We start from the raw sequence: 18,678 nt of genomic DNA, 5'->3' as shown, positions 1-18,678 counted from the left end.
TTTTTGAGGTTTGTATTGCGGGTTAGAAGGGGGATGCGCAACATGTAAAGTTTTTATAAGATGTTCTTCTTATATGACCTAAGGAAAACCTGAAGGCGAGAGTTTGGATGAAGTAAAGGAAATATTAGCGAAGAATAAGCTTATTTCGGGGTTATTGAGGAAAAAAGGTGATTATAACTCCATAGCAGAGGTCGTAAAAAAGGCTAGAAGCTACTTAGATAAACCTATAAGGACTCTACCAGCTTATGATCCTGGAAAAGAGGGGCCTCTTGTAGATTTTATAGTGCCTGATGGGTTAAAAGAACTCGAAAGATACTGGCTTCAGGAACCTTACACTTTTGTGTCGATCCTAGAAGACCGCAGAGCAACATATTACAGACTTATTGAGCCTTCGCTCACAAAGTTTGAGAAGGAGCTTCTTGAACGAATTTATGAGGATTTTCAAGATATACTGGTTCTGGGCACTACAGCTTCCAGATTCGAAAAGGATTCATTTCTGGTAGATAGGGCTCTCTTTCTTCTTGAACGTTATAAGGCTGACATTTCAAAAGTTGCGCTTCTAAAAATCATGTACTATCTTAGAAGAAACTTATTGGGCTATGAGAAAATCAATCCTCTTCTTTATGATTCATATATCGAAGATATTTCATGCGATGGAGTTGGAATCCCTCTCTACATTTATCATACAAGGTATCTCAATATTGAAAGTAATATTACTTTTGAAGAAGAGGAACTTGATGCCCTTATAATCAAGATGTGCCAGTTAAACAATAAACACGTTTCTGTAAGCCAGCCAATAGTGGATGCGACAATCCAGGACGGCTCAAGACTTCAGGCGGTTTTAGGGAGAGAGATTACTCCCAGAGGTAGTTCTTTTACTATCCGTAAATTCAGAAAAGATCCGATGACTCCTATAGACCTGCTCGGCTATAAGACATGCGATCTTGACATGCTTGTATTTTTCTGGATGGCTATCGAAAATGGCTACAACATGCTTTTTGCAGGAGGAACAGCGTCAGGAAAAACGTCTATACTGAATGCTACATCCCTGTTCATGCCTTCTACAACCAAGATAGTCTCGATTGAGGATACAAGGGAACTTTTACTCTACCACAATAACTGGGTTTCCGGGGTTGCAAGAGAAGGTTTTGCTGCAGACTCTTCAGGAGAAATTACCATGTACGACCTTTTGAGAGCTGCTCTCAGACAGCGCCCAGACTATATTATTGTGGGTGAAGTAAGAGGCAGTGAAGCTCTTACTCTTTTCCAGGCAATGTCAACAGGACATGCAACAAGCTCAACAATGCACGCAGGAGATGTACAGACTGTTGTAAACAGGCTTACCCACGAGCCAATAAACGTGCCTCATGTCATGCTGCAGTCTCTAAATGTGCTCTGTATTCAGGAGCAGGTGTACATAGAAGGAAAAAGAGTTAGAAGAACCCGGAGTCTTGTGGAAGTCTTGAATGTCGACCCTGAAACCGGAGATCTCGGCATAAATGAGCTTTTTAACTGGGAACCTTTAGAGGACTGCTTCATTAAGGTTGGGGATTCTCACATTCTACAGGAGATTATGAATGTAAGGGGATGGGATTCCAGCCAGTTAAGAAATGAGATGGAGAATCGGAGGAAAATTTTGGATTATATGTATCAAAAAGGCATAAGGAACTACATCCAGGTGTCCATTGTAGTCCAGGCATACCAGACTCATCCGAAGATGGTTATGAATGCTGTAGAAAATGATACCCTGCAAGATATGATACAGGGTATTGCTGCTTAATAGCAAGCCTTTTCAAAAAAGGCTTGAGCGAAAACTACTGCTAAATCTAAGATGTCACGACGGCGTGATAAACCGGCACAACGGTTTGTGATCAACCGGCGCAACGGTTGATTGAAAAGACTAGCGGTGGTATGATACAGGAATATGGTTGCTTAAGAGGGGGAGTATGACTTATACTATTCTGGATGAACTGGCATACCGATTTTATGGGGATTTTTTTTATAGAAACAAAGCACATTTTGAAGACTTAAAGGTAAAAATACGCTATTCCCATATCTCCATGTCAGTGGATCAGTATCTGGCTTCTGCTTTCATGTACTCTGTTATTGTAGGAATTACTACGGGAATCTTCGGTTTATGGCTGGGACTGAAAACTTTCGGAGATCCAGTTTCCCGGCTTAGCCTTTTCGTGGATCCTACACGCGCCGACCTTGCAGGTGAATATGTATATCTTCTTGCGATCCTATCTGGACTTGTACTATTTCTTGTAAGTTTTTTTGCTGTGTTTCTCGTAGCATATATTTATCCTTATTTCCAGTCAAATAACCGGCAAGCTGCTATCGACAAATCCATGCTTCCGGCGATAACTTACATGTATGCCCTGACAAAAGGAGGCATGTCGATCTATGATGTGTTTAGGTCTTTGAGCAGGTATGCCTATATATTTGGAGCAACTGCGGAAGAAATTTCTTACGTTGTAAGAGATATGGACTATCTGGGAAAAGATTTCATAGGCGCTCTTAAAATTGCCAAAGACCGTACCCCCTCAGAAATTTTCAAGGATTTTGTTGACGGATTAATTATTGTTTCAAGTAGTGGAGCCATAACTGAGTACATAAAAAATAAGTCCGAGCAATATCAGGGAATGGCCGAGCTGGCGAACAAAAACCTGTTACAGAGACTTGATGTACTTGCCGAGATTTATGTGACCGCGCTGGTCGCAGGCCCTCTTTTCGTGATGGTAACCATTGTTGTGATGCAGTTTTTCCAGCCGGCTTCAGCCCAGATCCTTTACATGCTTATTTATGTGATACTACCTCTTGCAACCCTGCTTTATCTGGTACTTCTCGATACCGTAGGAGAGCTTTCCATTGATCCGAAAAAAGGCAGCGTTCGCAGCTTTACAATAAACCTGTCTGATATCCCAGAGCTCGACTCCGGGCTTAGTGAAGAGAAGGAGCAGAAAAGGAGAAAAATGTACAGGCTGTACAGAGAACTTAACAAACTCAAAGACATGATTCTTAATCCTTACAGGACTATCCGGAATGAGCCGAGATACACATTTTTCTTTGGAATCCCGCTTGGGCTATATTACCTTACCCAACTTCCAACAAACCTTAAACACAAACTGTATTCTAACTTTAATCCCCTGAATATAAGTTTTGATCATGTCACTGACAGTGCTATAAAGCTGGTCACTGCTGCTGATGATTATTTTATTATCTTCATTGCCGTTTCCCTGATTCCATTTATAATCTTTTATGAAATCAAGGCGTGGCGGATGCGCAAAATTGATGAGAAGATGCCTGACTTTTTGAAAAGCCTTTCAAGCATGAATGAATCAGGGATTATGCTTGCAAATTCGTTAAAAATAATAGCAGAATCCAAAATGGGAATTCTCAGTAAAGAACTTAAAAAGGTAAAGGAAGATATTTCCTGGGGCACTTCCACATCAAGAGCCCTTATGAACCTTGAGGGAAGCATAAGAACGCCTTCTTCAAGCCGAATCCTTCACATCCTCGTAAAAGCAAATGAGTCTACAAGTGACCTCAAAAACGTACTTGCTATTACCTCCAAACAGGTCAGAAATGACGAAGACATGAGAGTAGAGCGCTCATCAGCAATGGTGGTCTACGTTGTCACGATCTATGTATCCTTTTTTGTCTTCCTGTTCATAGTCTATGTCCTGGCTACAAACTTCTTCCCGCAAACGGCTGCGTTCTCGACTTCTTCACAGGGAATGGCTGGAATCGGTGGATATTTTAACGTAGAAGAGTACACCATGCTCATGTTCCACTCAGCCCTTGTACAGGCTTTTACTTCCGGACTTGTCGCCGGAAAGATGGGACAGGGTTCTTCATATCTGGGCCTGAAGTACAGTGTAAGCATGATGATAATAGCTTATGTGGCTTTCACCTTGTTTGTTTGAATTTGTAGAGATTATCTAAGAAAGCCCCAGTTTCACTCTTCTTTTTGGCCCGACCAGAATAGAGCAATAGCTCAAAATCATACCTGTAGAAATCAAGGTATACTTAGAAAACACAAAAGTCTGGGAAATTATTTTGAAAACTGTAACTCTTCAGCCTATAATACAATATTATTTTCCATCTTTTGTAAAATCCAATGGACAAATATTTCCAAGTTTATTTTCTTCAATTGTTGTGATTGATTATGTTTTTTTCTTTTTGTACTGTTAGTACTTACACTTTATCAATTACATTGAAATCAATATCAATAGACTAATTTTACATAGGCTGAATAGGTACGAATATTATTTTTAAATGAAAAAGGTAAAAACGTGAGTCAGATACATATTTTCTGGAGAAGTTATTCCTTATGTATGGCAAGTTAAGGTTAAAAGTAATTATGTAAAAGTCATGCTGAAGAGACAACTAGAAGATTTCGGAAAAAAGAAGCTAAATCAAAGAAAGAGGAAAGCACCTATTTAAGGTGCTTAAATTCGCTTTTAGAACGCCACATTTCTGTCAAGGAAAATCTGTCCGGATTTTTTATCAACGAATTTGATATTTGCTGTTTTGCCATCTGTGATGCCAATATCAGCACTACCCGAAGTTGGAGCTGGATCCTGCGTAAAAGTGAATACCTTGACATCACCAACACTAAGGGTAGAAGTAGCACTAGTGGTAGCAGCTATAGCATCTTTAGTAGTAGTGCCATCAGATATGATAATTCTTGTCGAATCTTTATCTAGGTTAATCGTATCTCCGCCAAGGTGTTCTATTCTTACAGCTATTTTCGCAGCTTCACTATCAGTGTCCTTTTTAATATCAAGGCTTGCCTGGGGTGCAGCTTGAGCAGCTCCATGACTGAAAACAGAAGATCCGATTGCGGCGGCAAGGATGACGGTTATTGCAACCATCAGAATGACACCGATAACCGGAGAAACTGCTTTATCATCTTTTCTAAATAATTTCTTGAAATCCATATGTTTCTCCCTCCTGGTTAAATGTATTCGGACAGGAAAGTCTGCCAGATACTTTTAACACCTAAAATACATAATTAACATTGTTTAATTTTTTGTTTTATACCATCCTATTTTCTATGAGTATATAAATTTTTGCTGAATGTGTTAAAGAATAGTTTGTACTAACTTACTCATTTATTTCAGCAAGATATTTATTCGCAGTTCTACTTTAATAAATTTTCTAAGACAGTCAGGTTAATATTTGATTAAAAACAGTTTAGAAAATTGGCAATTAAATTTTTAGAAGGTGATTTTTATCGTGGAGGGTAAAAAGCGCAGGGTGCTTTGCCAGGACTGTCGGGCCGTTTCAGAAGTATATGGGCAACTGCTTATGATAAGTATAGTCGTTATAGCTTTTTCTACCATAGCCGTGACTGTATTTTCGGATGGGGGAGCTGTGAAGCCGGAACATACTCCGAATACAGATCTGCGTGAAAATATTAATACAGATACTAATGATATACAGATCGTCCACAGTGGGGGAGAAACTATTGATCTATCAGCCATCAAGATAGTACTCAACGTCAATGGACTGCAGGTAGTTCCTCCGTATGACAGATTTAATTTTCAAGTCAAAGATCCGGATGGCACTCTTAGAGTCAAAAACTCGGATGGCACTTTCAAATCCAAAAATTCAGATGGGACTTATTTTAGTAACAATGTCTTCAGGCTCGGGGATTGCATTATAATTAATACTGATACTACGCCAGATCCAGAAAACCCAACAAAGAAACTCGACCTCAAGAGTACTGACGACATAGACATGTTCTTTGTGGATACGCCATCCGAGCAGGTGATCCAGAAAGCAGTACTTCAGAAAGGAAGTAGGGAAAGTAATTTTCCTTACTGGATTACTCCACATCCTTATGGAAGTGTATATGACAGTTCTACAGATGAATGGCTCCCCACAGAGCTGGTTGACGGCATCAATGATAACGTTATGACAGATTGCAAGATGTATAAAGACCAATGGTCTCGTGAAACTTTCACTTTTGGCATAGATCAATATGGACTGAATCTTAAAGATTCGTTAACAAAAGTTGAGTTAAAAATAGTATATACAGTACATGATAACAGCCAGCAACAATTAACGCTTGAAATTAACGATAAAAACCCAGATACGTGGGTTAACATTGTTCCTTCTGATATTAATTTGGAGAAATATAAAACCATTACCGAAACCGATGAGGAATTACCTGTCTTCGATATTATAGACCAGGTAAACACATTCGAAGAACTTAGAAATCTACAAGTCAGGTTTTCAGCATATGGAAATGCAGACAGTAACAACAAATTTGGCTGGGTTGACTTTATTGCAATTCATGTGGAGTGATGACTCGAATAAGGAGTTAGAGCCAAGGGGTTTGAGAATAAATGAAAAAAAACAAACAAAAAAGTGCCAGATTAGAAAAAACACTTCTATTCTATTCCGAATCTGGAACAGCAACTGTTATTGGGGCAGTAATGTTGCTGGGAATCATATTTTCGGTACTCACTATCGCATGGGTAGACTGTGTCCCGGAGTGGAAAAACGATGCAGAATACTCTCATATGGATGATGTATGGAAGGACATGGCAGAACTTAAGTCAAGAGTAGATGTGATGTCAATTGTCCTAGCTTCAAGCTCTAATTGTACCCCAATTAATTCCTTGTATTCGAATTGTACAGCCTCCGATTTAGTAACGAGTGTGTCTTTTCATATGGGTGGTAGTGACATTCCATTTATAGCCTCAATGAAGTCCAGTGGGACTCTCGCTGTGAACAAAGGTAAATGCGTAATGAGCATAATTATAAACCCTGACACTACGCCTAAAGTCAAATCAGTCGATTGTGGCACCGTTACTTACACTTCTCAAAATGGTCATTATGTGGATCAAGTTTTCAGTTATGAAAACGGCGCCTTAATCCTTGACCAAGAAGATCAGTCAGTCATGATGCTCTATCCTTCTATCCGTTTCTCCACCATACCAACCAACGGGCATAACGAATATAACATTTTGATAAACGCGGTAAGTTTCCATCAGAACCCCAAAGATCTTCCAGAAATCATTTCCTCAAATAGTGAGTGCTCCCTCCGTCTTACAGGAATCAACTACATCTCCCTTTATGATAGTGAGAAAGATAATTTGGATGATAAGAAAAATGAACCAGTAAGTGTAGATAAATTTATAATGATAATTACTTCAAACTATCCCGAAGCCTGGATACATTATCTTAATAAAGCAATGGCAGATGCAAAAATAAGCTCGGAAAAATACAAAATTGAAAGGTTGACTGGCAACAATGTGCGTTTTACCTTTACTGTGGCACCAGCTACAAGCAAAGAAAAAGGAAGTGGTGGAAGTAATGCCAATCCCGATATCATTAAAAGGATGTATATAAGCGAAACAGTGATCAAGGCTGAACCCGGAATTGGCTTAGTCTGAACTGAATTGAAGATAAAACCAGATAGACTAAGGAAATAAAAATCCTACTCTCAAGGGTCTGGAAAATGCTCCTGAAAACCGTTATAATAAGGAAAGAGACAGAAGGCAGGAAAGACGGCATACTTTCCTCTATTTCAAAGTCTGAATCCGCTGCTGCAACAGTTATCGCAGCAGTATTGCTCTTAGCTCTTGCATTTACAATAATTTCAGTAGTCAAGATTGAATATGTTCCAGAGTGGAAAAACGATGCCGAAATGAACTATATGCATGAAACATGGAACGATATGGTGGGAGCGAAAACAAATATAGATACGCTTTGCAGGTTAATGGGGTTAAATAATTATTTGATTCGTAGCATTTCGATAACTGAACCAGTTAATATGGGAGGAGGCGAAATTCCTTTTTTAGAACCTTCAAAATCGAATGGAAAACTCGGTGTGAATACCGAGAGGTATGCAATGACAGTAATACCACGCAGCCTCTCCCAAAAAATAGAACCTAATAACTTTACTCTTGAGTGTGGAGGGATCACCTGCTATCCTGAAAACAGGCAGTATCCAAACCAGATTTTCAGGTATGAAAATGGAGCCTTAATTCTTGCAAACGGTGAAAATTCTGTTATGAGACAGCCGCCTGCAATCACTATAGAAGAAGATGAAACTGACAAAAGCAAATGCACAGTCATAATTCAGGCAGTTCAACTTTCAGGCAAGCGAGATTCTACCTCCTCAAATACTATCATTCCGCTTCAATTAACAGGATATAAAACAGAGCCTGTATATGATAGCACTGGCTCAAGTATCAACGCCTTTGACCTGACAATTGCCACAAAATACCCCGATGCCTGGATTGCGTACTTCAATGAAATTGCACAAGATAAAGGACTCAAATACGGGAAAGATTACACTGTTCAATACCTTCAAGGCTCTGGCCACGTTCGCTTCTCTTTCCTCCCTAACGGCGACAAGACCCTTGAAGGGCTCTATGTAAGTAAAGCCACTATCGGTGCCGGGCTTGGGACAGAAAATAATTTCGATTATAATTTGATTAGAAATGTAATGAAGCTGAAACAATGGTATTGTTTTGACACATTTACTGGAACACATAACGGAATAGCATTATCTACGTCTCCTGATCCTTCAATTTTTAAAGACTATGATCCTTCAAAGTTTCCATTACCATCAGGAAATTCTCCAGGTGTAGAGTTAATTTCTTATAGCCCCCAAAATGAGTTTTCAGATCCTCTAAATAATAAGGACAATATTGAGTTTATATTCAGATTTAATAATTATGATGCTTTTGATGTTAGTCCAAAGCAAGCAACAATTCTTATGATTTATAAGTACGATAACGACGATCCTAAAAAATATAAAGAGCCAACAATGGAAATGTCGCTTTCAGGGCAAAGGATTCCTTCGATAACCCAGCTACCTGCTGGTAACTGGAAGCTGTATAGTAGTAGTCCAATTTCGGTATCAACAACTTCGCCCTCAGACCTTATATTTAACTTAAAAGTTGAAGGTAATAATCTAAAGGGTACCTTCCATCTCGACTACCTTGCAGTCCGCCTTAACTGACGGAAAAGAAAAAGGCATATGGGTACATATGTTCGCCATACACTGAAAAAGCGAGAAAATAGATCCATATGCCCGAAAAATATACTACTACCTACTATGCGAAAAGAATTCATTCAGACGGCAGAACCGAAGATATTAGAGTTTTACTCGCAAGGGAATGCCCTGTTAAACTTTTTCTTGACGGAAAGCTCTTTACGACACTTTTTTCCTCTCCATACGAACTAAAAGAGCTTGCAGTCGGCCATCTGATCACAGAAGGCGTTGTCAGCTTCAGGGAAATTGAAAACGTTGAGACCGAAGGCAGCGAGGTTCATGTCCAGACCCGAAAGGGTAAACAGGCCCCCAGTACCGAAACCACCGGAGAAGCCAAAAAAGATAAAAAGATCGGTAGCGAAATCTTTGTCGATTCGGATTCGGTTTTCGACCCGCAAACCGTCTTTGCAGGAATAAGCTACCTTGAATCCGATACATACAAACTTACCAGAGGAACACATCTCGCAGCTCTGATAGATAAAAACGGAAAACTCGTAGTCCAGATTGTCGACGTTGGCCGGCACAATGCCGTAGACAAAGCCGTAGGAGCCGCTTATCTCAAAGGCCTTGACCTCTCACAACATTATCTGCTCTCTACAGGCAGGCAGCCAGCGTATATGGTCACAAAAGCTGCTCGGGCAGGAATCCCCCTGATCGCCACCAAAGCCATGCCTTTCGACTCAGGCGTTGAGGCCGCAAAAAAAGCAAATATCTGCCTCATAGGACAGCTCAGAAAAGAATCCATGCTCATCTTCGCCAACGAATGGCGAGTCAAAACATAAACCTTTTGAGAAAAGGCTTGTGGGATTTGGACAACTGGCTATGATTCACACATTTAGCTTCTTCAAAAGCCATGCCATATTCTGGCCCAGAACCTGCATGGTTTGAATACCCTCTTCGTCTTTTTCAACATCTCCTTCCGCAAGCCCTATTCCCATGTTCCAGTAGCTTGATCCCGGGATTATCATCTGGGAGATTGTAAAGAAATGGTTGATGGAGTCAAAAACGTGAACTGATCCAGCTCTCCTTACTGCAACAACCGCTGCTCCAACTTTTCGCTTAAACAGTCCGCCATTGGCACCGGAAACAAAACCTGCCCTATCTATAAGAGCTTTGAGTTCAGGAGTCAGGTCTGCAAAATAAGTAGGCGAAGCTAGAATTATGCCATCGGCTTCAAGCATCTTTTCAATGCATTCATTGGCGATATCTTTGTCAATTACGCATTTTTTGTCTGCATTTTCATAGCATTTCCCGCAGGCTGTGCAGCCGTGGATGCTCTTTCCGCCAACCTGGACAATTTCAGTTTCTATTCCTTCCTTTTCAAGTTCTGTAAATACATGCTTTATAAGGGCAGCCGTGTTCCCTTCCTTCCTCGGGCTTCCGTTAAACGCGACAACTTTCATTTCTTTATTCCCCCAGTGGATGATCTTTTTTCTCTATTGCACCGAATTTTATACTGCTTTTCCAAAAAGTGTTCGAGAATAGGATTTTAAAAATGAAATAGATAAAATACCCCAGGATAAGTCACATCTGAACAAATTATTCCTGAATAAATTTCAATTAGATAAATCGTAGCTAGACAAATCATAGTTAGGCTCATTGCAGCTATATAAGCCGCAGACAGACAAATCAAAGTGTTTTCCTGTACACATTGATTTCAGTCTCTTTTTCAAGATACTCTGAAAGCAAAGGAAATATTTCTTTAAAATGATTGGAGTTTAAATGTTGATCCAGGCTTTTTTCATCTTTCCACTCTTCTAAGAATGTCAGAGTCCCTGAATTCTCCAACTCCTGATAAAGCCCATAATCTATGCAGCCTTCATCCTTTAATGATAATTCAACAAGGCTTTTGCACAGTCCCAGGAATTCCTGAACCTTTTCAGGCTTGACATAATTTTTTGCAACTACTCGTAATGTCAATTAATCACCAGCTCTTAGCAAAAATTATATTTCTGAACTCCACACTTTATCTATTTTTCTTTGCTGTGGTTTCATTCTCTTCTCTGGCCGTACATGTTGTGGTAAATTTTCGCTTTATCAAACCTCTCCTGAGGGCCTGGTTTCTGGTCAGGATAACCAACTGGTACAAAGGCCAGAGGAATTACATGTTCAGGCAGTCCAAAGGCTTTCCGAAAACCTTCAACCCGGTCCCCCCTCGGATAAATCCCGGTCCAGACTGCCCCAAGTCCGGCATCGTGAGCTGCAAGTAGAAGGTTCTGAGTAGCTGCCGAGCAGTCCTGAACCCAGTATCCGGGAGCTTTTTCAAGCGTTGTATCTCCACAGACAAGAATTGCAAGAGGAGCTTCTCTGCACATTCCTGCATAGGGGCTGAACGTGGGAACTTCGTCAAGTAGCTTCCTGTCATCAACAACAATGAAAAACCAGGGCTGGGCATTGACCGCAGACGGAGCACTCATTGCAGCTCTGAGTAGTTCAGTAACAAGCTCCCTCGGAACTGGTCTGTCAGTATATTTTCTAATGCTTCGGCGAGTGTGTATTGCTTCAAGAGTTTCCATGTCGAGACCCCTTCTATTCATTCTGAAATATCTGGGCGAGAAAGTCTCACTTCAGTTTTCTCCCGCCCTATCCTATTTCCCGTTTTTTGTTTCATATCCCATTTTGTTTTTATTTCTTTTTTTATTTTCCTTTCACTATTTGGTTTATTCCTAGGTTTTGTTTTATTTTTCTTTTCTGCTTCGTTTTTTTTCCGGTTTTGTTTTCTTTTATATCTCTTTATTTGAAGAGGTTAAGGCCCGCATTTTTCGCTTTTTCCATAAGCTCTATATTATCCTTAACCTCTCCCGGTAAGTGATAGCCAACTCCTACAAGGATATCCTTTACTTCTGCATGCATGACGCCGGATATCTGCCCTGCGAATTCCTCACATACATTTTTAAAAGTTTCAGGATTAAGATCTCCCTGAGTTTCTATAACCACGGCTTTTTTTCCTGCAGGAAGACGGGGAGAGAAATCTGCATTTATAAGGGAGTAGCAGCGGTCAAGGAAAAGCCTCATCTGGCCTGTAAACTGGCCAAAGTAAATAGGAGAACCTAAAACAATTCCATCTGCTGACGCAAGCTCATCGAATACTTCCGTAAGGTCGTCTTCAAGGTTGCATTTGTCATGGCTCTTGCAGTATTCGCAGCCCTGGCAGCCTTTGTAGTTCATCTCGTTGAGAATAAATGCCCGGGTTTCGGCACCTGCTTCTGCTGCGCCTTCCAGGACCTGCTGGACAAGAATATTCGTATTTCCGTTCTTTCGGGGGCTTCCTACAATACCTATAACTTTCATTCTATTCATCCTCTTGTTCTTTAAACTCGGTCTGAACTCAATCTGGGCCTAACCTGAATTTAGTTCTAACCTTAATCCAGGTACTAACCTTAGTTTCGTTTCTTTGAATCTATACCGTATCAGTTTTTTAATTTATGCCAGATTTTTCTTTCTTTAAGAAAACGTATTTATTGATATCTGATTTGCAGTAACTATACTTATATACTATACACGCAATCCGGATACTAACTAACAAAATGGATACTATGTGAGCATATGGTAAGTGAGGTACGGAATAACAAACATTGCCAGTGTCCTGTGGAAGCAACCCTGGAGGTAATTGGAGGCAAATGGAAGCCTATTATTCTCTGGCAGTTGAGGACAGAAAAACTGCGTTTTTCAGGACTCCAGCAAAGCATGCAGGGTATTTCACCCAAAATGCTTACGAAACAGCTCAGAGAACTCGAAGAAGATGGACTTATTCTCAGGGAAGTTTATCCTGAAATCCCTCCTAAAGTTGAATACTCACTGACTGAATTCGGAAAGACCGTTCTTCCGGTTCTGGATGCTCTCTCCAAATGGGGAAATGAGTATCTCGGAAGAGAATGCTTACTGGATAAGCAGTAATCGCCTGGCAGAAAAAATAGATCGTGACATCGAGGATAAGCCAATATAAAGACACAGACAACGCCCACGCAACAAGTAAAAGTAAATCCTCTTACTGTATTTAACTTTGTGTTGAATTTACTTTTATCCAGAAGATCTAAAACATTAAGGAAGATCCTAAGGCATTAAGAATATCTAAAAGGGCATTAGAAATTTCTAAATCACTATAATATGCTGGCACTGAGCAAATTAAAAATCGGAACTAATATTCCTTTTTCAACATTTTCAGAAACATTGAAACTTTTGAAAGTCCAATTTATTAATTATCGGCAGGTAAGAAATTACTGAGAACATCAGAAATTGGAGAGATCCCAGGTTAAACGTATGACTCAAAAGAACGGATATATGCGGTATTTTACGAAACAGAGTTGTTACCCTAACCAGGCAGAAGCCATGGAGAAAATCCATTCAGCTCTCCTGAACGAAAAAATAGTGCTTTTTGAGGGGGCTTGTGGGACAGGCAAGACTTTGAGTGCACTTGCTCCTGCATTGAGTGTAGGAAAAAAGCTCAACAAGGTCATTATTATAGTCACCAATGTCCATCAGCAGATGGTTCAGTTTATAAATGAAGCAAGAGAGATTTCCCAGGGCAACGACATAAAAACAATCGTTTTTAAGGGCAAGACTTCGATGTGCCCTGAAAATCTCGATTATGAGGAATGCAGGCTTAAAGGAGAAAATACCTATGATCTCCTTGACCTTGAACGAGAAGTATCTTCAAAAGAAAAAGAGCTCAAAGATGCCTATGAGAAATACAAGCGGACAAAAGACCCTGCCCTTTACGCTCTGAGAACGGAGCTTGAAAAAGAACTCGAAGAAACTAAGAAAAAATCTCGGGCTTTGAGGAGCAATTCCTGCCCGGAGCTCTATGAAGTCTTGAAATTTGAAGGTAACGAATTTTCCACCTGGCTTTTTTCCGATGTAAGGAGCCCGGAAGAAATTCTGGAATATGCCGAAGACCGGGATATGTGCGGGTATGAACTGCTTAAAAAAGAACTTAAAAACGCTGAACTCCTGATTTGCAATTTTCATCATGTCCTCAGTGCCGAAATTTTCATGATGCTGCTTAAGTGGCTCGAACGCGACCCTGAAGATATTATCCTGATTTTTGACGAGGCACATAATATTGAGGCGTCTGCCCGTTCGCATTCTTCAATAATGCTCTCGGAACTGACTATTGAAAAAGCCCTCTCGGAAGTAGGGGAAACTCCCGAACCTGACAATTCCTTTATGTTTGGGAAAGGAACTGGCTTAGGAGGCGGTATTCCTCTAGACCAGGACTATGCATCCCGACTATATGCTAAAAGGCTATTTACCTGCCTTCTGACCGCTCTTAGGGATACATATGACTCAAAGTTGAAATTCGGAGAAAGGAACAGGCTTGGAAAGAACTGGCAGGACATTCAGATCAGTGATCCTTATGAGCGTCTTGACATCCTGAAAGCTCGCTTTTTGCGAGAAGCGATAAAGGAGGGCTTTGAAGATGAAGAAAAGGTACTGACCCGACTGAGGGAAATTGGTGAATTCGGAGGAAGGCTGGAAGAAATTTATGCGGATAATTACAAAAAAGGCCTGCTTGCGGTTCCGAAACGTTCCCAGATCCGTTATGTTGCCGACTTTTTATCCTCTTACCTTGTACTTTCCAACAGACAAAATTACTATCCGGTCCTGAACGTGCGCAGGGATTTCAAAAGCGATAGGGTCACCGGCAGGATTGAACTTTTCACCTGCATTCCTAAAAACGTGACCCAGCCTTTGCTTGATTCCGTTTACTCGGCAGTGCTTATGTCGGCTACACTCCGGCCTTTTGAAATGATAAAAGCCACACTTGGTATCTCAAGAGAAGTGGAAGAGATTTCCTACGGCACGACATTTCCCAGGGAAAGAAGGCTTACCCTTGCGGTTTCAATCCCTCCCCTTTTTGCAAAAAACCGGGACAGTCCGGACACGCTTGAGAGCTTAAAAGAGGCCCTGCTTGCAGCTACTGTCGCATCACCCGGGAACGTGATTATTTACTTCCAGAGCTATGCTGAAGCGCTCCGCTATACCAAACTCCTTGAGCCTGAACTTTCCATTCCTATTTTCCTTGATGAAACCGGAGTTTCAGCCCAGGAAATCCGGAGAGAGTTTTTCAAAATAGGAGAGCAGGGAGGAAAAGCCTTACTTATAACCTATCTCTGGGGAACGCTAAGTGAAGGCGTTGATTTCAGAGATTCCCGGGGCAGGACAGTAATTGTAGTTGGAGTCGGATATCCTGCCCTGAATGATCGAATTAAAGCTGTCGAATCTGCCTATGATGCGGTTTTCGGTTGCGGGGAAGGTTGGGAGTTTGCAGTTCAGGTGCCGACAATCAGGAAGGTAAGACAGGCAATGGGAAGGGTAGTACGTTCTCCCCACGACTATGGAGTAAGGATACTCCTTGATTCTCGCTACCAGGGCTCCCAGATGCGTAAACTCGGCAAATTTTCGGTTTTTGATTATTTCCCGCCTGAAGAAAAGAGAGAGTTCATTGACATTGCACCAAGGGATGTAGGAAGTGTAGTGGAAGAATTTTTTGCACACTTCACGCCGAGTAATCTCGCAAAAAATGAGTCGGAATCCCAGACTTCAAGTTCCCAGGCTTCAAGTCGTGTGGATTTCGGGAACCTCGCTGAAAAGCTTTGAGATCCTTCGAGATAAATACTAAAATTTAAACTTTTTAGGAAAACTGATTGATATATTAAACGTATTTGGAAACCGATTTCGTTATCCAGTGTTGTCATTTAATAAAAAGAAGAGTCGCCTGTCGTTCATATTTGAACTTCAGGCACTAAATTGTTTATTAACAGGTTTTTACACCTGGCTTTATGAAACTTTCACTTATGTTACTTTTACTTATGCTACTTTCACTTATGTTACTTTATTTGTGTTACTTTTACTTATGTTATTTTTATATAATTGGCTCTGGTCTTCGTACCGGTGCCGGCTGCGTTACTTGCCTTAAGTGTTACTGAATAGGTTCCGGCTTTTGAATAAGTGTGCCTAGGTCTCTGTACTGTTGAATAGGTTCCATCTCCAAAACTCCAGTACCAGGAAGTAGGGGTGTTTGTACTTGCGTCGGTAAAAGTGATAGTAAGAGGAGCTGTTCCAGAAGTTCGTGAACCCCAGAAGCTTACAACAGGTATTGTTGCATTCGTTGTATTTTTTGCTGTCACTTTTATGTAACTGGATTTCGTTGTCGTATTATTGCCTGCAGAATTGCCTACTTTAAGCGTTACACTGTAACTTCCGGCTGTCGAATAAGTGTGTACAGGGTTCTTGACTGTTGCACTGGTCCCGTCTCCAAAATTCCAGCTCCATGTTGTTGGCGAACCTGTACTGCTGTCAGTAAAGGTCACATTCAAGGGTGTATTTCCAGAAGTTGGGGACGCCGAAAACGCAGCAACAGGGGTCTGCGAAGAGGTTCCTGACACTTTTATATAGTTCGTTTTTGTTATGGTATTACTACCTGCAGCATTGCTTACCGTAAGTGCTACTGTGTAATTTCCTGCTTTTGAATATTTATGTGTAGGATTTTTTGCCGTTGAAGTTGTCCCATCTCCAAAAGTCCATTTCCACGCAGTAGGGGTTCCTGTACTTTTATCAGTAAAAGCAACGTTTACTGGTACTTTTCCTGATGTTACATTGCTTGTGAAGCTTGCAACTGGTTTTATCGTAGTTGCTGTCACTTTTATATAGTTCGTTTTTGTTGTGGTATTACTACCTGCAGCATTGCTTACTGTAAGTGCCACTGTGTAATTTCCTGCTTTTGAATACTTATGCTTTGGATTCTTTATTGTTGAATTTGTTCCGTCCCCAAAAGTCCATTTCCATGCAGTAGGGGTTCCTGTACTTTTATCAGTAAAAGTGACATTCAAAGGTGCGTTTCCTGATGTAGGGAATGCCGAAAACGCAGCAATCGGTTTTATTTTCTCGGATTTATTAACAAGAGGCAGGTTGTCAGAATAGATGCTACTTGTTATATTTTTATACGCAGAATCGGAAATTCCGTCTCTATTGTTATCTACTGCAGTATTGGAAAATCCGGTACCATCAGGTTTTCCCCAGAAGTTTCCTCCTATATACGGGCCGCCTACAATATTGGTACCTGAGGTTTTTGTGGTGTAATAGTAGTTTCCGATTCCGTTTCGAATAGTCATGTTAGTGTCATTGAAATAATTGTTGTAAATCTGATTACTATCACTTCTGGGACAGACATAAAGCCCATAAACACTGCTGCCTTGAATTGTATTGCCTGAGAAGGTATTGCCGTCAGAGCTACCAACATGAATCCCACGACCGTTATTAATAGCCTTATTTCCTGAGAGAGTATTGCTTGTGGCCGTCCCAAGCACAATCCCATAATCTTTATTATTTGTAGCCGTATTCTTTGAGAGAGTGTCCCCTTTGGAACGCAGAACATAGATTCCATAACAGTTGCTCAAAATTTTGTTGTTCTCTATTATGCAGTTACTGCATGAAGACAAGCAGATTCCTGAATAGCCGGATCGGGTTGCCCCCATAATCTTGAGCCCAGTTATTTTTATATTGCTTCCCTGCAGGAGAAACACATTGGCTCCTGAACTTTTAGCTTTGATTATTGTGTTATCAGGGTTTCCAGACTCGGACCTGATTGTAAGATTACCTTTAGTTACGTTGATATTTTCAATATAGGTTCCGGGTTTTATAGTTATTATATCGCCTGAAGTCGAACTATTAACAGCTTTTTGAATTGAACTTCCTGGCTGAACTATAATTTCAGCCGCAGCTCCGGTGCCGGATATGAATAATAAAATTAAAAAAGCTACTAACAAGGGGTTTAATTTTTTTATTCTAATTCCTCCGCTAATTAAAAGAAGTTTTGGGCGACTTCTATTGTAACTAAATAACTTGTTTACAACGAATGCCCGTTTGAATTCACGGATACAAGGATTGTTCTTATCCAAAGAATTAATCTATCCATTGTAAAATTCTTCAGATAAAAATCACTTTGACTTGAAGAAAACGAATATAAATTAATATAAGCATTCCTATTTTATACCATTTATTTTTAAAAAGTAGATGCTAACTAATTATTTGTTTTTAATTTCACTTTAAGGTAGTATTTCTGTCTATCTACCTCAATTAAGCATTATTTTGTTTAATTATTGTATTTTTATTTGACAACTATAAATTGATTTCTAAAATAAACAGTAAATTAATCCCAAAATATGTGTTAATTTCAATGTATCCTCGAATTTGGGAGTAAGAAGAAATCTGTAAAAAGAAACTGAATCTAAATATTAAGATGGATTAATAAAATATTTATCAACTGTTTTCCTGCATAAAAACCTGATATCTATTTTTTATTCCTCTGTTCTCATTGTAATCTTTCTATTTTTTTGTAACCACTTCACTTACTCAAAATCAGTTGATAGAGTTTGATTTTGACATCACAGATATGTGATTACTAATTAATAAACAAAAATAAAAAAAGCAATCAATAGCCAACGATTAACGGAAACTGGTTGAATAATATTTATCCCTTGAATGCTATAAAAGATGGCTATTGATATTCTTTATTCCAAAACTGAATAGTCTCTTTTTTGTTCGTTTTCTGAGTAGTTCACTTTTCAGACAATTAGATGAACCTTCTATTTAGTCAGTAAAACTTACTTTCATAGCGCGTTCAGATCTTTATCACTTTTATGTAGTTTGCTTTA

General features: G+C 40.0%; 14 protein-coding genes. 8 read left to right on the top strand and 6 right to left on the bottom strand.

The window, feature by feature from the left end; all coding sequences use genetic code 11:
* Positions 1 to 103: 103 nt before the first annotated feature.
* On the top strand, positions 104 to 1,780 hold the full coding sequence (locus tag BP549_RS14365) for a type II/IV secretion system ATPase subunit (protein WP_292381768.1): 1,677 nt from the start codon (positions 104 to 106) through the stop codon (positions 1,778 to 1,780).
* Between the two features lie 166 nt (positions 1,781 to 1,946).
* Positions 1,947 to 3,929, top strand: coding sequence for a type II secretion system F family protein (locus BP549_RS14360; protein ID WP_292381765.1), 1,983 nt, complete (start codon positions 1,947 to 1,949; stop codon positions 3,927 to 3,929).
* Between the two features lie 537 nt (positions 3,930 to 4,466).
* On the opposite strand, the gene BP549_RS14355 is transcribed toward BP549_RS14360, so the two are convergent.
* A complete protein-coding gene (locus BP549_RS14355) occupies positions 4,467 to 4,946 on the bottom strand; it encodes a type IV pilin N-terminal domain-containing protein (RefSeq protein ID WP_292381760.1) in 480 nt (159 codons plus the stop codon).
* 298 nt (positions 4,947 to 5,244) lie between these two features.
* Here BP549_RS14355 and BP549_RS14350 point away from each other — a divergent pair, with 298 nt between their 5' ends.
* The 4 genes from BP549_RS14350 to fdhD all read left to right on the top strand — a co-directional run bounded on the left by BP549_RS14350 (position 5,245) and on the right by fdhD (position 9,804).
* Positions 5,245 to 6,318, top strand: a complete 1,074-nt coding sequence (locus tag BP549_RS14350; RefSeq protein ID WP_292381758.1) for a type IV pilin N-terminal domain-containing protein — start codon at positions 5,245 to 5,247, stop codon at positions 6,316 to 6,318.
* A gap of 41 nt (positions 6,319 to 6,359) precedes the next feature.
* A complete protein-coding gene (locus BP549_RS14345; RefSeq protein ID WP_292381755.1) occupies positions 6,360 to 7,412 on the top strand; it encodes a hypothetical protein in 1,053 nt (350 codons plus the stop codon).
* Between the two features lie 65 nt (positions 7,413 to 7,477).
* The gene (locus tag BP549_RS14340) at positions 7,478 to 8,989 is read left to right on the top strand and encodes a DUF7289 family protein (RefSeq protein ID WP_292381752.1); all 1,512 of its coding nucleotides are present in this window, start codon (positions 7,478 to 7,480) and stop codon (positions 8,987 to 8,989) included.
* Positions 8,990 to 9,057: 68 nt separating this feature from the next.
* Positions 9,058 to 9,804, top strand: coding sequence for a formate dehydrogenase accessory sulfurtransferase FdhD (gene fdhD / locus BP549_RS14335; protein WP_292381748.1), 747 nt, complete (start codon positions 9,058 to 9,060; stop codon positions 9,802 to 9,804).
* Between the two features lie 45 nt (positions 9,805 to 9,849).
* Here fdhD and BP549_RS14330 read toward each other — a convergent pair whose 3' ends face one another.
* The 4 genes from BP549_RS14330 to BP549_RS14315 all read right to left on the bottom strand — a co-directional run bounded on the left by BP549_RS14330 (position 9,850) and on the right by BP549_RS14315 (position 12,313).
* On the bottom strand, positions 9,850 to 10,425 hold the full coding sequence (locus BP549_RS14330; protein WP_292381746.1) for a flavodoxin family protein: 576 nt from the start codon (positions 10,423 to 10,425) through the stop codon (positions 9,850 to 9,852).
* A 226-nt stretch (positions 10,426 to 10,651) separates the two neighbouring features.
* The gene (locus BP549_RS14325; RefSeq protein WP_292381744.1) at positions 10,652 to 10,942 is read right to left on the bottom strand and encodes a putative quinol monooxygenase; all 291 of its coding nucleotides are present in this window, start codon (positions 10,940 to 10,942) and stop codon (positions 10,652 to 10,654) included.
* Between the two features lie 71 nt (positions 10,943 to 11,013).
* Complete coding sequence (locus tag BP549_RS14320) at positions 11,014 to 11,559, bottom strand: nitroreductase family protein (RefSeq protein ID WP_292381741.1); 546 nt, start codon at positions 11,557 to 11,559, stop codon at positions 11,014 to 11,016.
* A 196-nt stretch (positions 11,560 to 11,755) separates the two neighbouring features.
* On the bottom strand, positions 11,756 to 12,313 hold the full coding sequence (locus BP549_RS14315; protein ID WP_292373839.1) for a flavodoxin family protein: 558 nt from the start codon (positions 12,311 to 12,313) through the stop codon (positions 11,756 to 11,758).
* A 255-nt stretch (positions 12,314 to 12,568) separates the two neighbouring features.
* On the opposite strand from BP549_RS14315, the gene BP549_RS14310 reads away from it, so the two are divergent.
* Complete coding sequence (locus tag BP549_RS14310; RefSeq protein ID WP_292373838.1) at positions 12,569 to 12,919, top strand: winged helix-turn-helix transcriptional regulator; 351 nt, start codon at positions 12,569 to 12,571, stop codon at positions 12,917 to 12,919.
* Between the two features lie 363 nt (positions 12,920 to 13,282).
* Complete coding sequence (locus tag BP549_RS14305; protein WP_292381739.1) at positions 13,283 to 15,622, top strand: ATP-dependent DNA helicase; 2,340 nt, start codon at positions 13,283 to 13,285, stop codon at positions 15,620 to 15,622.
* A gap of 254 nt (positions 15,623 to 15,876) precedes the next feature.
* On the opposite strand, the gene BP549_RS14300 is transcribed toward BP549_RS14305, so the two are convergent.
* Complete coding sequence (locus tag BP549_RS14300) at positions 15,877 to 17,790, bottom strand: right-handed parallel beta-helix repeat-containing protein (protein ID WP_292381737.1); 1,914 nt, start codon at positions 17,788 to 17,790, stop codon at positions 15,877 to 15,879.
* Between the last annotated feature and the right edge of the window lie 888 nt (positions 17,791 to 18,678).

The organism is Methanosarcina sp. UBA289 (assembly GCA_002496565.1).
GTDB lineage: Archaea > Halobacteriota > Methanosarcinia > Methanosarcinales > Methanosarcinaceae > Methanosarcina.
Note: the sequence above shows the minus strand (reverse complement) of the source record. Positions and strands in the feature narration are given on the sequence as shown.

Excerpts from the sequence above, each read along its gene's own strand:
- BP549_RS14360 (WP_292381765.1), top strand. The coding sequence starts at position 1,947 with ATGACTTATACTATTCTGGATGAACTGGCATACCGATTTTATGGGGAT.
- BP549_RS14355 (WP_292381760.1), bottom strand. The coding sequence starts at position 4,946 with ATGGATTTCAAGAAATTATTTAGAAAAGATGATAAAGCAGTTTCTCCG.
- BP549_RS14345 (WP_292381755.1), top strand. The coding sequence starts at position 6,360 with ATGAAAAAAAACAAACAAAAAAGTGCCAGATTAGAAAAAACACTTCTA.
- BP549_RS14340 (WP_292381752.1), top strand. The coding sequence starts at position 7,478 with ATGCTCCTGAAAACCGTTATAATAAGGAAAGAGACAGAAGGCAGGAAA.
- fdhD (WP_292381748.1), top strand. The coding sequence starts at position 9,058 with ATGCCCGAAAAATATACTACTACCTACTATGCGAAAAGAATTCATTCA.
- BP549_RS14330 (WP_292381746.1), bottom strand. The coding sequence starts at position 10,425 with ATGAAAGTTGTCGCGTTTAACGGAAGCCCGAGGAAGGAAGGGAACACG.
- BP549_RS14320 (WP_292381741.1), bottom strand. The coding sequence starts at position 11,559 with ATGAATAGAAGGGGTCTCGACATGGAAACTCTTGAAGCAATACACACT.
- BP549_RS14315 (WP_292373839.1), bottom strand. The coding sequence starts at position 12,313 with ATGAAAGTTATAGGTATTGTAGGAAGCCCCCGAAAGAACGGAAATACG.
- BP549_RS14310 (WP_292373838.1), top strand. The coding sequence starts at position 12,569 with ATGGTAAGTGAGGTACGGAATAACAAACATTGCCAGTGTCCTGTGGAA.
- BP549_RS14305 (WP_292381739.1), top strand. The coding sequence starts at position 13,283 with ATGACTCAAAAGAACGGATATATGCGGTATTTTACGAAACAGAGTTGT.